Annotated in this window: 11 protein-coding genes; 4 read left to right on the forward strand and 7 right to left on the reverse strand. The window is 59.3% G+C overall.

Annotated elements, in window-relative coordinates; translation table 11 throughout:
- Nucleotides 1-115: 115 nt before the first annotated feature.
- The 5 genes from rhlB to DBR00_RS17515 all read right to left on the reverse strand — a co-directional run bounded on the left by rhlB (nt 116) and on the right by DBR00_RS17515 (nt 6,638).
- Nucleotides 116-1,555, reverse strand: a complete 1,440-nt coding sequence (rhlB, locus tag DBR00_RS17495) for an ATP-dependent RNA helicase RhlB (RefSeq protein WP_108488088.1) — start codon at nt 1,553-1,555, stop codon at nt 116-118.
- 100 nt (nt 1,556-1,655) lie between these two features.
- Nucleotides 1,656-2,819: a dipeptidase gene (locus DBR00_RS17500; protein ID WP_108488043.1), complete on the reverse strand. Its 1,164-nt coding sequence runs from the start codon at nt 2,817-2,819 to the stop codon at nt 1,656-1,658.
- Nucleotides 2,820-2,927: 108 nt separating this feature from the next.
- On the reverse strand, nt 2,928-3,866 hold the full coding sequence (locus DBR00_RS17505) for a GGDEF domain-containing protein (RefSeq protein ID WP_108488042.1): 939 nt from the start codon (nt 3,864-3,866) through the stop codon (nt 2,928-2,930).
- Between the two features lie 192 nt (nt 3,867-4,058).
- Complete coding sequence (locus DBR00_RS17510; RefSeq protein ID WP_108488041.1) at nt 4,059-5,960, reverse strand: acyl-CoA synthetase; 1,902 nt, start codon at nt 5,958-5,960, stop codon at nt 4,059-4,061.
- 18 nt (nt 5,961-5,978) lie between these two features.
- Nucleotides 5,979-6,638, reverse strand: a complete 660-nt coding sequence (locus DBR00_RS17515; RefSeq protein WP_108488040.1) for an alpha/beta hydrolase — start codon at nt 6,636-6,638, stop codon at nt 5,979-5,981.
- A 480-nt stretch (nt 6,639-7,118) separates the two neighbouring features.
- Between DBR00_RS17515 and DBR00_RS17520 the strand changes: the two genes are divergently transcribed.
- The 4 genes from DBR00_RS17520 (at nt 7,119) to DBR00_RS17535 (ending at nt 11,311) form a co-directional block, all read left to right on the forward strand.
- Nucleotides 7,119-8,147, forward strand: coding sequence for an amino acid ABC transporter substrate-binding protein (locus DBR00_RS17520; protein WP_108488039.1), 1,029 nt, complete (start codon nt 7,119-7,121; stop codon nt 8,145-8,147).
- 101 nt (nt 8,148-8,248) lie between these two features.
- Entirely contained in the window at nt 8,249-9,433 is a 1,185-nt protein-coding gene (locus DBR00_RS17525) for an amino acid ABC transporter permease (RefSeq protein WP_108488038.1), read from the forward strand.
- Nucleotides 9,434-9,442: 9 nt separating this feature from the next.
- Nucleotides 9,443-10,540 (forward strand): amino acid ABC transporter permease, encoded by a 1,098-nt coding sequence (locus DBR00_RS17530; protein WP_108488037.1) that lies wholly within the window; start codon nt 9,443-9,445, stop codon nt 10,538-10,540.
- Between the two features lie 9 nt (nt 10,541-10,549).
- Nucleotides 10,550-11,311 (forward strand): amino acid ABC transporter ATP-binding protein, encoded by a 762-nt coding sequence (locus DBR00_RS17535; RefSeq protein ID WP_108488036.1) that lies wholly within the window; start codon nt 10,550-10,552, stop codon nt 11,309-11,311.
- A gap of 185 nt (nt 11,312-11,496) precedes the next feature.
- Here DBR00_RS17535 and DBR00_RS17540 read toward each other — a convergent pair whose 3' ends face one another.
- A complete protein-coding gene (locus DBR00_RS17540) occupies nt 11,497-11,901 on the reverse strand; it encodes an META domain-containing protein (RefSeq protein WP_108488035.1) in 405 nt (134 codons plus the stop codon).
- Nucleotides 11,898-12,338, reverse strand: coding sequence for a hypothetical protein (locus DBR00_RS17545; protein WP_108488034.1), 441 nt, complete (start codon nt 12,336-12,338; stop codon nt 11,898-11,900). The genes DBR00_RS17540 and DBR00_RS17545 overlap by 4 nt, the downstream gene beginning before the upstream one ends.
- Nucleotides 12,339-12,360: the final 22 nt, after the last annotated feature.

Below are 12,360 nucleotides of genomic sequence, written 5' to 3' on the forward strand. Positions count from 1 at the left end.
TTATCGAAGCCGTTCTTCTTGCCTGCGACTGCGCAGGCGTGTTCATGGCTGTGCCTGATCAAAAAAACGTGAGCATAAAAAAGCGAAGCCTGATGGCTTCGCTTGGGGGCTATGGTCACGGTTTGCGTGGTACGGGCTTGAGTAGCTCGTCTGGTGGCATTTCGCAGGCGATCTTGCGGCCCAGTAGGGCTTCGATGGCAGGCAAGGCGTAGGCGTCGTCTTCCCCGGCAAAGCTGATCGAGGTGCCGTTGGTGCCAGCGCGCCCCGTGCGGCCAATGCGGTGCACATAATCGTCCGGGGTTTCCGGCAGGGTGAAGTTGATTACGTGGCTGATGGCGTCGACGTGGATGCCACGGCCGGCCACATCGGTGGCAACCATCACGCGGATCTTGCCTTCACGGAAGCCTTCCAGGGCGCGGATACGCTTGTGTTGCGGCACATCGCCGGACATTTGTACGGCGCTGATGCCGTCGCGGGTCAGGCGTTCTTCAATGCGCCGCACTTCATCCTTGCGGTTGGCGAAGACCATCACGCGAATCCAGTCGTTCTGGGTGATCAGGTTGTACAGCAGCTTGTACTTGTCGCTGCCGGCTACGGCGTAGACATGCTGCTCGACGGTGTCGCTGGCAACGTTTTCTGGTTCGATCTCAACGATGGCCGGGTCGGTGGTCCACTGCTTGGCCAGGTTCATCACATCGTCGGTGAAGGTGGCGGAGAACAGCAGCGTCTGGCGTTCGCCCTTCATCGGGGTCTGGCGGATGATCTGGCGGACCTGCGGGATAAAGCCCATGTCGAGCATGCGGTCGGCTTCGTCGAGCACCATCACCTCGACCATGTCCAGGTGCACTTCGCCGCGCTGGTTGAAGTCCAGCAGTCGGCCGGGCGTGGCTACCAGGATGTCGCAGAAACGCGATTCCAGCAGTTTGAGCTGTTTGTCGAAGTCCATGCCGCCGACGAAGCTCATCACATTGAGGCCGGTGTATTTTGTCAGGGCGGCGGCGTCTTTGGCGATCTGCACCACCAGCTCGCGGGTGGGCGCAATGATCAGGGCGCGGGGTTCGCCCATATAGCGTTCTTTCGGTGCCGACGTCTGTTGCAGTTGGGTGATGATCGAGATCAGGAAGGCTGCCGTTTTGCCTGTACCGGTCTGGGCTCGGCCAATCGCATCGCGACCGCTGAGGGTGTAACCCAGCACCTGAGCCTGGATCGGTGTGCAATAGGGGAAGCCGAGATCATGGATCGCGTGCATCAGCTCGGGGGAGAGCTTGAAGTCGTGGAAGCGGGTCTTGCCTTCAGCCGGCTCGACGGCAAAGTCTTCCAGCTTCCAGGTATCGACAGGCTTGGCTGGGCGTTCGCGACGCGATTTTGCCGGTTTTCCCTGGCGCGGCGACGGTGTTTCAGTCGTTTCTGTTGCATGCGGTTTGCTGTTGCGACTGTCGTTGTCCGCGTGTGCATCCTGCTTGGCGCGCGGTGCGCTGGGCGTTTCGTGCGGGCTTGCTAGGCTGGGCTGCTCGCCCTCGGCTTTGCCGAATATTTTCTTGAGTGCTTTGAGCACGGTCATCTCATCAATTGGTTAAGGAGTGAACGGACGCCAGTGTAAAGCAAGAAGCCTGCGCGGCGAAGTGCCATGCCGGATTGCGCTCGGTGGCGAGGTTTCAGTTTGTAGGCAGGTTACTCAACAGCAGGCGCTGCACATTACCTCCCATGATGGCTGTAATGTCCGCCCGACTGAACCCAGCCTTGAGCAGGCCTTCGGTTAGTTGCGGCAGGCCGGTAACATCAAATGGTGCATGAATGGTGCCGTTGAAGTCTGAACCCAGCGCTACGTGCTCCACACCGATCAAGCTGGCGGTATAGCGAATGGCGTTGACGATGGCCTCGACCGAGGTGGCGCATACCGCAGCATCCCAGTAACCGATCCCGATGACGCCGCCAGTGGCCGCGATGGCTCTCAGATGCTTGTCGCTGAGGTTGCGCGGGCCTTTGCAGGTACCTTCGACACCGGTGTGGGAAACCAGAACCGGGCGTGTGGTGATGGCCAGTACATCATCGATCAGCGGGCGCGAGGCGTGAGCCAGATCGATCAGCATGGCTTTTTCTTCCAGGCGCTTGATCACGTGTCTACCTAGCGGAGTCAGGCCGCCTTTCTCAAGGCCGTGTGCTGAGCCACCGATTTCGTTATCGAAGAAGTGGGTCAGGCCCGTGATGCGAAAGCCTGCCTCATAGAGCGCGTCGACGTTTTCCAGTTTGCCTTCGATCGGTTGCAGGCCTTCGGTGGCGAGAACTGCCGCGACACGCTGCGGGTCTTTCTGCCAGGCGCTGACAAAGCTGGCGAGGTCGCTTTGGGTTTTGATCAGTACCAGGCGGCCGTTACTGTTGATGCTGGCGTCATTGAGCTTGTGCGCCTGATAGAGCGCACGCTGTAGCAGACTGCTCCAGGTTTCTTTGGGCCAGCGCTGGGCCATCGCCAACATCGTGATGTTGTCGGTGTCGCCGCTGTTACGTTCGTAGTTGATGCCACGCGGCGTTTTGGTCACGGTGGAGAACACCTGCAGGCCGACGCGACCTTCGAGCATGCGTGGCAGGTCGGAGTGGCCAAAATCGTAGCGCTTGAGCACGTCGCGCTCCCACAGCAGCACGTCGTCATGCAGGTCGGCGATAAACAGCTGTTGATGCAACTGGTTGGCCGACTCGCTGGCGGGATAGGGCGCGGGGGATTCGACGCTGTTCATCTTGCGGTCAAGCAAGGAGGGGAGGGCGAACACGCTGCCTGCAGCGATCAACAGGATTATCAGTAAGGTGATCAGCATTTTGCGCATAGAAGGTGATCCGGGCGTTGTTGTTATGCGCAGCACTTTAGGGGGTGGTTCTGCGTCGTCGCAAGCCGTGATTCGGCGGCGCGTGCTGTTGGGTGGAGCGCGTACCAGCTAATAGCACAGGCAATTGCGCCCTTGTTGCTTGGCTCGATACAAGGCGCAATCGGCGCGGGCGATCAGGCCTTGCAGGCTGTCTTTGGGCTGCATCTGGGCCAGTCCGATTGACATGGTTACACCAGGCAGGACGCCAATGGGGGAGTGGAAGGAGTTGACATGGCGCAGCCCTTGGCACAGACGCTCACCGATTGTGCGGGCTTCGTCGATGGCAATTTCCGGGAGCAGAATGACAAATTCTTCACCGCCATAACGGGTCAGGCTGTCTTTGGGGCGCAGCTGGCTGCGTAATGTATGAGCCACCAGGCACAGTGCGTAGTCGCCAGCAAGATGGCCGTGTTGATCGTTGTAGGCTTTGAAGTGGTCGACGTCGAGCATCAGCATGCACAACGGTTTTTCATTGAAAGCGCTGCGGGTACTTTCGCGTTCGAAGATATGCTCCAGCCAGCGCCGGTTATAGGCGCCGGTCAGCGCATCGATGTTGGCGGTCTGTTCGCTGTCGAGGATGAGCCGGTTGCCCTTGCGTACGCGGTCGCAGAGCAGTTCAAGCAAGTTTTGCATCAGCTCAGGCGATTGCCGGAATAGGTTGAACAAGGATTCACGGTGCAGGCGGAGCACACAGGAGGATTCAGTGGCAACGACATAGGCGGATGGATGTTCATTGTCGATGAAGCTGATTTCGCCAGCACAGTCGCCGACTTTCAGGGTGCTGACAGCTTGGCTGTCGAGGGAGCCAAGGTAGACCTTGAGTTGCCCTTTGAGCAGAACATAGAGGTACTGATTGCGGTTAAACGGTGAGAGGAGGATTTCACCGGCATCCAGATCGCAGGCGCGAAATGCCTTAAGCAGCTGGTTGATACTGCTGGCGGCGACATTATTGAACAGTCGCATATGACGAAGTTGCTGCAGGTCAGCCTGCCACTTGGCATTTTTCATTGCGCGTGCAGCTGTGGCCGAATTGTCGAACCGATGGGCATCGCTAATGCTCCCTACAAGAAGGGCGAACACCAGCTCTGACCATATTCCGCTGTTTGAGGGCTGACAATCCTTACAGTGGGTGGCGCGACCAATGGTCTACAAAATGAATGGTTGTTCACAAAACTGGCGCGTTCCTTGCGCCATTCGCTGCTAGCGGGTGTGGTGCAGTTCGATGGCGACGGAAAAGCCAGCCAGGCGTTGGGTAACGGCCTCGGCCAGCGCAGCCTGATCTGTGGGCAGGTAGATGTGGGCGACCTGGCCGCGCTTGTCGTCGCTCAGCACCTCCACGCGCAGGTGTGCATCCAGCTCTGTCAGTGCAGCTTGATAGACGCGCGTAATAGCATCAAAGCGCAGCGCCGGTTTGAAGGTTTTACCCACGGCGGTCAGCGGGATGGCGTCGATGACCCAGGCATCCTTGGGTATCGCTGCGCGCTCGGGTATGTGCTCGGCCGCATGGGTCAGCAGTTCGGCTTCGCTGACCTGTATGCCGGGCTTGAGTTGCACGTATACCACTGGCAGCTCGCCGGCTTTCTCATCGGGTTTGCCGACCGCAGCGGCGAGCGCCACGGCGGGGTGCTTGTGCAGCGCGTCCTCGATCATCTGTGGGTCGATATTGTGGCCACCACGGATGATCAGGTCCTTACTGCGCCCGGTCAGCCAGATATAGCCGTCGGCATCCACGCGGCCGAGGTCGCCGGTGTTGAACCAGTCGCCATCGACCCAGATGCCGGCATTCTTGCTGGCCTGCAGGTAGCCCTTGAATACCGTGGCACCGCGGATGCACAGGTTGCCGATTTCATTGTTTGCCGCATCCCTTAAGTAGTTGCCCTGTTCGTCGAGCACCTTAATGCTCACCTCACAATAGGGCATTGGCAGGCCGATGGAGCCAGGGCGGCGTTCGCCAGCGGGTGGGTTGGCGCAGCTGCCGCAGGTGCCTTCCGTGAGGCCGTAGCCTTCGATCAGGGTCAGTCCGGTTTTACTTTCGAACTGGCGGATCAGCTCCACTGGCATCGGTGCCGCGCCGCACAGGGCGTATTTCAGCGAGCTGAGGTCATGGCCTTCGCTCGGCACCTGCAGCAGGCCGGCGTAGATGGTCGGCACGCCGCTGAAGAAGCTGACCTTGTAGCGCTCGATGATTTTCCAGAAGTTGCTGATCAGTGCTGTGTTGCGGTAACCCTGCGGGGTGGCCAGGAGGATTTCGGCACCGCCGATAAAAGCGGTGAGGCCGGTCACGATCACGCCGTTGACGTGGAACAGGGGCAGGCCGCAGAGGGTGACATCGCCGGGCTCGAAGCGGGTGACCAGGTTCATGCTGTAGGCCATCGCCACTTCGTTGCCATGGCTGTGCGGCGCGAGTTTCGGCGTGCCGGTGGTGCCGCCGGTGTGGAAGTAGCTGGCAATGTCGTCGGGTGCGATGACGCGGCCGCTTTCCAGGTGATCATCCGGGCAGCTGGCGATCAGCGCATCGAAATCCAGTACGCCGGCAGGCAAGGCTCCGCGCTGGGCCTTGAGGCCACTGCGCTGCGGTTCTGGCAGCAGATTGGCCATGTCGACGCAGATAATCGCCTTGAGGTTTGGCAGCTGATCGCGCAGGCCTTCGACCTTGGCCCACAGGTCGGTGCCGGGGAAGGGCGCGAGGGTGACCAGCAGTTCGGAGTCGGATGCCTGAATAAGCTCGGCGATATGTTCTGGGTCGAGCAGTGGGTTGATTGCGTTGACGATCCCGGCGGCTTCGCCACCCCAGATGGTGAAGTGGGTGTGCGGCAGGTTGGGCAGCAGGAACGACACCGCCTTACCTGGACGCAGGCCCAGGCGGTAAAAGGCGTTGGCGGTCTGGGTGATCTTGCCCAGCAGTTGGCGGTAGCTCAGGCGATATGCCGGCTCGTCCACGTTGCCCTGCAGGATGAAGGACAATGCCGGCGCGTCACCCAGTTGCGCTGCACTGCGACGGATCAGCTCATAGGTACTGGTAGGCAGGTCGCGCTCTGCCAGCGGAGTTTGCTCGATCAGTTGGATATCGTGCTGGGTCTTGATTTCAGGGGTGACAGGCATATTTTCACTCGCAGGCAGTCAGCTGGTGAGCTGTTGCTCCAGCCAGTCGGCGATGTCGCGGATTTCCTCATTTACCACTTCGTGGCCCATCGGGTAATCACGCCATTGCACGCTGACGCCAGAGGCACTCAGGTAGTCATGGGCTGCGCGGCCCATGGCCGGCAACACGATGTCATCGAATGTGCCATGCAAACACAGGACTGGCAGTTGTTTTTTTGTATCTGCCAGGCGGATTTCGTCACTGAAGGTCGGCGCATAGGTCGATAGGGCCATGACCCCACCGAGGTCAAATTGCCAGCGCAGGAAGGCGGTGTGCAGTACCACCGCGCCACCCTGGGAGAAGCCCGCGAGGACGATACGCGCTGGGTCAATACCGCTGTCGCGCTGCGCTTCGATCAGTGCGATCACTTGTTGCGCCGAGGCTTCCAGCTGTTCACGGTTGATCGCTCGGGCCGGGCTCATGGCCAGAATGTCGTACCAACTGGGCATGGCATAACCGCCGTTGATGGTCACCGCCTGGGTCGGCGCTTGCGGCAGAACGAAGCGGGTACTGTGCAAACGCTTCTGCAGAGCCTCGGCAACCGGCATAAAGTCGTAACGGTCTGCCCCTAGGCCGTGCAACCAAATGACGCACGAATCAGCTGCAAGTGTGGGTTGAAGAATCAAGGGTTCGCTCATCTGAAGCTCCGTTGTGGTGCGCTTGCGCCGATTTGGTGCGTGACTACATTTTAGGGGTGGTGATTCTAGAAAGAAGTTGTCGCCAGGGTGCAAGATTTGCTCTTGACCTCTCCGTATGGTGCTCCTGGCGTGGTGCTGGTACGGGCCTTGCTATGCACCTCAGGGGCTGATGACGTTGTCCGCCGGTGGTAACACTGCCACCTGATCGGACGCGCAGCAGACTGAAACGCCTTGTACCAGGCTTTTCAACCGGTTCGCCAGGTGCTGCATGCTGTGCGACAAGTCACTTGCTATCTGTCTCTGGCCCATTCAAATAATGGGCGGGTACGAGTTTATGGCCGCTGGAGCAATCGGCAACTAGACTCGACCAAGGTCTGAATCCCGGCTGATTGTGTTGCTGCCGACACAGTCAACGCGCCCCATAAGGGTACGGTGCTAGGGCCGAGACTCCAAACACAACAAAAGCAACTGGAGGTTTTAATGAAGATGGTGAAATCCACACTGGCAGTACTGACCACCGCCGCTGTTCTCGGTGTCAGCAGTTTTGCTCAAGCAGGCGCTACGCTGGACGCAATCCAGAAGAAAGGTTTTGTTCAGTGCGGTATCAGCGATGGTCTGCCTGGCTTCTCCTATGCCGATGAGAAGGGTAACTACCTGGGTCTCGACGTTGATGTATGCCGTGCCGTTGCTGCTGCAGTATTCGGTGACGCGACCAAGGTCAAATACAGCCCGCTGACCGCCAAGGAGCGCTTCACTGCGCTGCAATCCGGTGAAGTCGACATCCTCTCGCGTAATACCACCTGGACCAGCTCGCGTGATTCGGGCCTGGGTCTGAACTTTGCCGGCGTCAACTACTACGACGGTCAAGGCTTCCTGGTTAACAAGAAGCTCGGCGTTTCCAGTGCTAAAGAACTCGATGGCGCAACTGTCTGCATCCAGGCAGGTACTACCACCGAGCTGAACCTCTCCGACTACTTCCGCGCCAACGGCCTGAAGTACACCCCGATCACCTACGATACCTCCGATGAGAGCGCCAAGTCGGTTGAAGCAGGCCGTTGCGACGTGCTGACGTCCGACCAGTCGCAGCTGTATGCACAGCGTATCAAGCTGGCTGATCCGGACTCCTACGTGGTACTGCCGGAAGTGATCTCGAAAGAGCCGCTGGGTCCGGTCGTACGCCAGGGTGACGAAGAGTGGTTCGACATCGTGCGCTGGTCGCTCTACGCCATGATTAACGCTGAAGAGCTGGGTGTGACTTCGGCCAATGTTGAAGAACAAGCCAAATCCACCAAGAACCCCGACGTAGCACGTCTGCTCGGCGCTGAAGGTGAATTCGGCAAAGATCTGAAACTGCCGAAAGACTGGGCCGTAAAGATCGTCAAGCAAGTGGGTAACTACGGCGAAAGCTTCGAGCGCAACGTCGGTACCGGCAGCGAGCTGAAGATCGAACGTGGCCTCAACGCCCTGTGGAACAAGGGTGGTCTGCAGTACGCACCGCCGGTGCGCTGACCGTCCGCTGCCAGCCACTCGTCCTGTGTGGCTGGCATTGTTCTGATTGATGTGAACCTCATGCCCGCTAATGCGGGCATGAGGGTTCTAAGAGGGCTCCTATGCAAACCACTGCAAATGTCCCGCGCCCAGGTGGATCGGTTTGGACCGACCCCAAGGCGCGTGCCTGGCTATTTCAAATTCTTGCCGTTATCGCCGTTGTGGCGCTCGGCTGGTTCCTGTTTGACAACACCCAGACCAACCTGGAAAAACGCGGCATCACGTCCGGCTTTTCCTTTCTCAACAACAGCGCCGGTTTCGGCATTGCCCAGCACCTGATCGACTACAACGAAAGCAACTCTTACGGGCGTGTTTTCGTGGTGGGTTTGCTCAACACCCTGCTGGTGTCGGTGATTGGTATTGTCCTGGCGACGCTGTTGGGGTTTCTGCTCGGAGTGGCGCGTCTGTCGCCCAATTGGCTGGTCAGCAAGCTGGCCACCGTGTACATCGAAACCTTCCGTAATATCCCGCCACTGCTGCAAATCTTCTTCTGGTACTTCGCGGTGATGCTCGCCTTGCCGGGACCACGGCAGAGCCTGGGCGTGGGTGAAACGTTCTTCCTCAACAGCCGTGGCCTGTATATGCCGGCCCCTAGCCCGACCGACAGCTTTGCGCTGTTTGCTGGCGCGGTGATCGTGGCGATCATCGGCGTGGTGCTGTTGTCGCGCTGGTCGAAAGCGCGCTTCGAGGCCACCGGCCAGTTGTTCCCGGTATCGCTGGGGGCGATTCCGCTGCTGATCGGCCTGCCAGGTCTGGCGATTTTGCTGGGCGGCAACCCGCTGCAATGGAGTGTGCCGGAATTGACCGGTTTCAACTTCAAAGGCGGCTGGGTGCTGATCCCTGAGCTGATGGCATTGACCCTGGCGTTGACCATTTACACTGCCGCCTTTATCGCCGAGAACGTACGCTCCGGGATCATGGCCGTCAGTCACGGGCAGACCGAGGCGGCGCGCTCTCTGGGCCTGCCTGCCGGCAAGACGCTGCGTCTGGTGATCATTCCGCAGGCGCTGCGGGTCATCATTCCGCCGCTGACCAGCCAATACCTCAATCTGGCAAAAAACTCTTCGCTGGCGGCCGGTATCGGTTATCCGGACATGGTGTCGCTGTTTGCCGGCACGGTGCTCAATCAGACCGGTCAGGCCATTGAGGTGATTGCCATCACCATGAGTGTGTACCTGGCGATCAGTATCAGCATTTCCATGCTGATGAACTGGTACAACAAGCGCATTGCGCTGATCGAGCGGTAAGGGGCAGCCATGCAAACTCATACATTCAAACCTGATCTCCCGCCACCCGCGCTCAGCGTCGGGGTGGTCGGCTGGCTGCGTGCCAACCTGTTCTCCAGCTGGTTCAACACGCTGCTGACGTTGTTCGCGGTCTATCTGGTCTGGCTGATGCTGCCGCCGCTGATTCAGTGGGCGTTTATCAACGCTGACTGGACGGGCACTACCCGTGCCGATTGCACCAGCGGTGGGGCCTGTTGGGTCTTTGTGCAGCAACGCTTTGGCCAGTTCATGTACGGTTTCTACCCCAGCGAGCTGCGCTGGCGAGTAGACACCACGCTGTGGCTGGCGATCATCGGTGCTGCACCGCTGTTCGTGCCGCTTATGCCACGTAAGGCGCTGTACGGCCTGGGCTTCCTGGTGGTTTATCCGCTGTTGGCCTTCTGGTTGCTGCACGGTGGTTTCTTCGGTATGTCGACCGTGTCGACCAGCCAGTGGGGCGGCCTGATGCTGACCCTGGTGATCGCTGCTGTGGGTATTGCCGGGGCTTTGCCGCTGGGCATTCTGCTGGCGCTGGGGCGGCGTTCGGACATGCCGGCAATCCGCGTGATCTGCGTGACCTTCATCGAGTTCTGGCGTGGCGTGCCGTTGATCACCGTGCTGTTCATGTCCTCGGTGATGCTGCCGCTGTTCCTGCCGGAGGGCCTGTCCTTTGACAAGCTGATGCGTGCGCTGATCGGGGTGATCCTGTTCCAGTCGGCCTATATCGCCGAAGTGGTACGCGGTGGCCTGCAGGCCATTCCCAAGGGCCAGTATGAAGCCGCTGCGGCCATGGGCCTGGGCTACTGGCGGATGATGGGCCTGGTGATTCTGCCGCAAGCCCTGAAACTGGTGATCCCTGGCATCGTCAACACCTTTATTGCGCTGTTCAAGGACACCAGCCTGGTGATCATCATCGGCCTGTTCGACCTGCTTAACAGCATCAAGCAAGCCACCACCGATCCGGCTTGGCTGGGCATGGCCACTGAAGGCTATGTGTTTGCCGCGCTGATTTTCTGGATTTTCTGTTTTGGTATGTCCCGCTACTCCCAGCATCTGGAGCGCAAGCTGGACACCGGCCACAAGCGTTAGGAGTGAGTTATGAGTGAAGCCAACAAGCAACCCAGCGCCGAGCCGATGATCTTGCTGCAGGGCGTGAACAAGTGGTACGGGCAGTTCCATGTGCTCAAGGACATCAACCTGAGCGTGCAGCCGGGTGAGCGGATCGTGTTGTGCGGGCCATCAGGCTCGGGCAAATCGACCACCATCCGTTGCATCAATCGTCTGGAAGAACATCAGCAGGGGCGCATCGTGGTCGATGGCACTGAGCTGACCCAAGACCTCAAGCACATTGAAGCGGTGCGCCGCGAGGTTGGCATGGTGTTCCAACACTTCAACCTGTTTCCACATCTGACTGTGCTGCAGAACTGCACCCTGGCGCCCATGTGGGTGCGCAAGATGCCTAAGCGTCAGGCAGAAGAGATTGCCATGCACTTTCTTGAGCGAGTGCGCATTCCGGAGCAGGCCCATAAGTACCCAGGGCAACTCTCTGGCGGTCAGCAGCAGCGTGTGGCGATTGCCCGTGCGCTGTGCATGAAACCCAAAATCATGCTGTTTGACGAGCCGACCTCGGCCCTCGATCCGGAAATGGTCAAGGAAGTGCTGGATACCATGATCGGCCTGGCCGAAGACGGTATGACCATGCTCTGCGTAACCCACGAAATGGGCTTCGCCCGGACGGTGGCGAACCGGGTGATCTTTATGGACAAGGGTGAGATCGTGGAGCAGAACGAGCCCAACGCCTTCTTCACCAATCCGCAGAACGAGCGCACCAAGCTGTTCCTCAGCCAGATCATTCACTGAGTTTCAGCCGCAATACAAAGGGAGCCTTAGGGCTCCCTTTTTCTTTGCGTAAAGTTTGTGCGCTTAGAGTCTGTTTCAGCGCTTGCGAGCTGGAACCAAACACGGCGCTACGTAGGTAAAAGTCTTTAGCTGTTACTGCGTTGCAAGGCCGTTTGGCCAGCGCGCAGCAGATCCAAGACGGGCTCTTATTTGCTTTGCGGCCATAGGCGTAATGGCTTGCCTTCGGCGGGCCACAGCTGCAGTTGCTCGGTGGCGGAGAAGTCCCAGCGCTCTACCTTGCTCAGGCTGTCGAGAAAGCGCGCTTCCTGCTCCATCAGCGCCGGTGCGCACAGCTTGCGGGTGCTGCCGGCGGCGCTGAAGCTGAGCTTGTCGCCCTCCAGGGTGTAGCCGGCAAACCAGTGGTTGCAGCCGGCGTTGCCATAGGCGCGGCCGTCGTCACCAAGGGTGATAGTCAGATGACTGCGGTCGATCAGTGGACGTTCGCCGATCCATTCCACCTGGTAGCTGTGCTCGGTTTCCAGCTGCGGTGCGGATGTGGCGCAGCCCACGAGACCGGCAGCCAGCAGGCTGATAGTCAGTACGCGTTTCATATAGCCTCCTTGTTGATGCATTTCGGGCACAGGTGCTTGGCGTTTTTCGATTGCCAGCCCAGTTCCTTGATTCGCGCTTCGGCGGCTGGTGCCTGGGCCTTTTTGCCAAGAGCGGCGTCGACGGCGAACTCGAAGTCCAGCTGCGTATTGCAGCTGTCGCAGTTGGCCTGCCAATTGAAGATCGCCAGTTCCTTGAAGGCCGGGCCGGTGGCCACGGCGACCCACTGGCCACGCGGGTTGATCAGGTGACGAACCTTGTCGGCCAGCAGGCGCATGGACAGCTCACGGCTACCCTTGAGAGTGACCAGCAGGGTGTCACCGCTCTGGATTGAGCCGCCATTGCCGGTCACTTGATAACGGCCCGGTGCCAGCGCGCGGCATTCGATCAGGGTGTGCTCGGGGTTGAGCAGGTTGTAGCGAAAATCGTGTTCAGCCATGGGTCCTCCAAATGGACGCAAA

The organism is Pseudomonas sp. HMWF032 (genome assembly GCF_003060885.1).
In the GTDB taxonomy this organism is placed as follows: Bacteria; Pseudomonadota; Gammaproteobacteria; order Pseudomonadales; family Pseudomonadaceae; genus Aquipseudomonas.

Excerpts from the sequence above, each read along its gene's own strand:
- DBR00_RS17500 (WP_108488043.1), bottom strand. The coding sequence starts at position 2,819 with ATGCGCAAAATGCTGATCACCTTACTGATAATCCTGTTGATCGCTGCA.
- DBR00_RS17505 (WP_108488042.1), bottom strand. The coding sequence starts at position 3,866 with ATGAAAAATGCCAAGTGGCAGGCTGACCTGCAGCAACTTCGTCATATG.
- DBR00_RS17510 (WP_108488041.1), bottom strand. The coding sequence starts at position 5,960 with ATGCCTGTCACCCCTGAAATCAAGACCCAGCACGATATCCAACTGATC.
- DBR00_RS17515 (WP_108488040.1), bottom strand. The coding sequence starts at position 6,638 with ATGAGCGAACCCTTGATTCTTCAACCCACACTTGCAGCTGATTCGTGC.
- DBR00_RS17520 (WP_108488039.1), top strand. The coding sequence starts at position 7,119 with ATGAAGATGGTGAAATCCACACTGGCAGTACTGACCACCGCCGCTGTT.
- DBR00_RS17525 (WP_108488038.1), top strand. The coding sequence starts at position 8,249 with ATGCAAACCACTGCAAATGTCCCGCGCCCAGGTGGATCGGTTTGGACC.
- DBR00_RS17530 (WP_108488037.1), top strand. The coding sequence starts at position 9,443 with ATGCAAACTCATACATTCAAACCTGATCTCCCGCCACCCGCGCTCAGC.
- DBR00_RS17535 (WP_108488036.1), top strand. The coding sequence starts at position 10,550 with ATGAGTGAAGCCAACAAGCAACCCAGCGCCGAGCCGATGATCTTGCTG.
- DBR00_RS17540 (WP_108488035.1), bottom strand. The coding sequence starts at position 11,901 with ATGAAACGCGTACTGACTATCAGCCTGCTGGCTGCCGGTCTCGTGGGC.
- DBR00_RS17545 (WP_108488034.1), bottom strand. The coding sequence starts at position 12,338 with ATGGCTGAACACGATTTTCGCTACAACCTGCTCAACCCCGAGCACACC.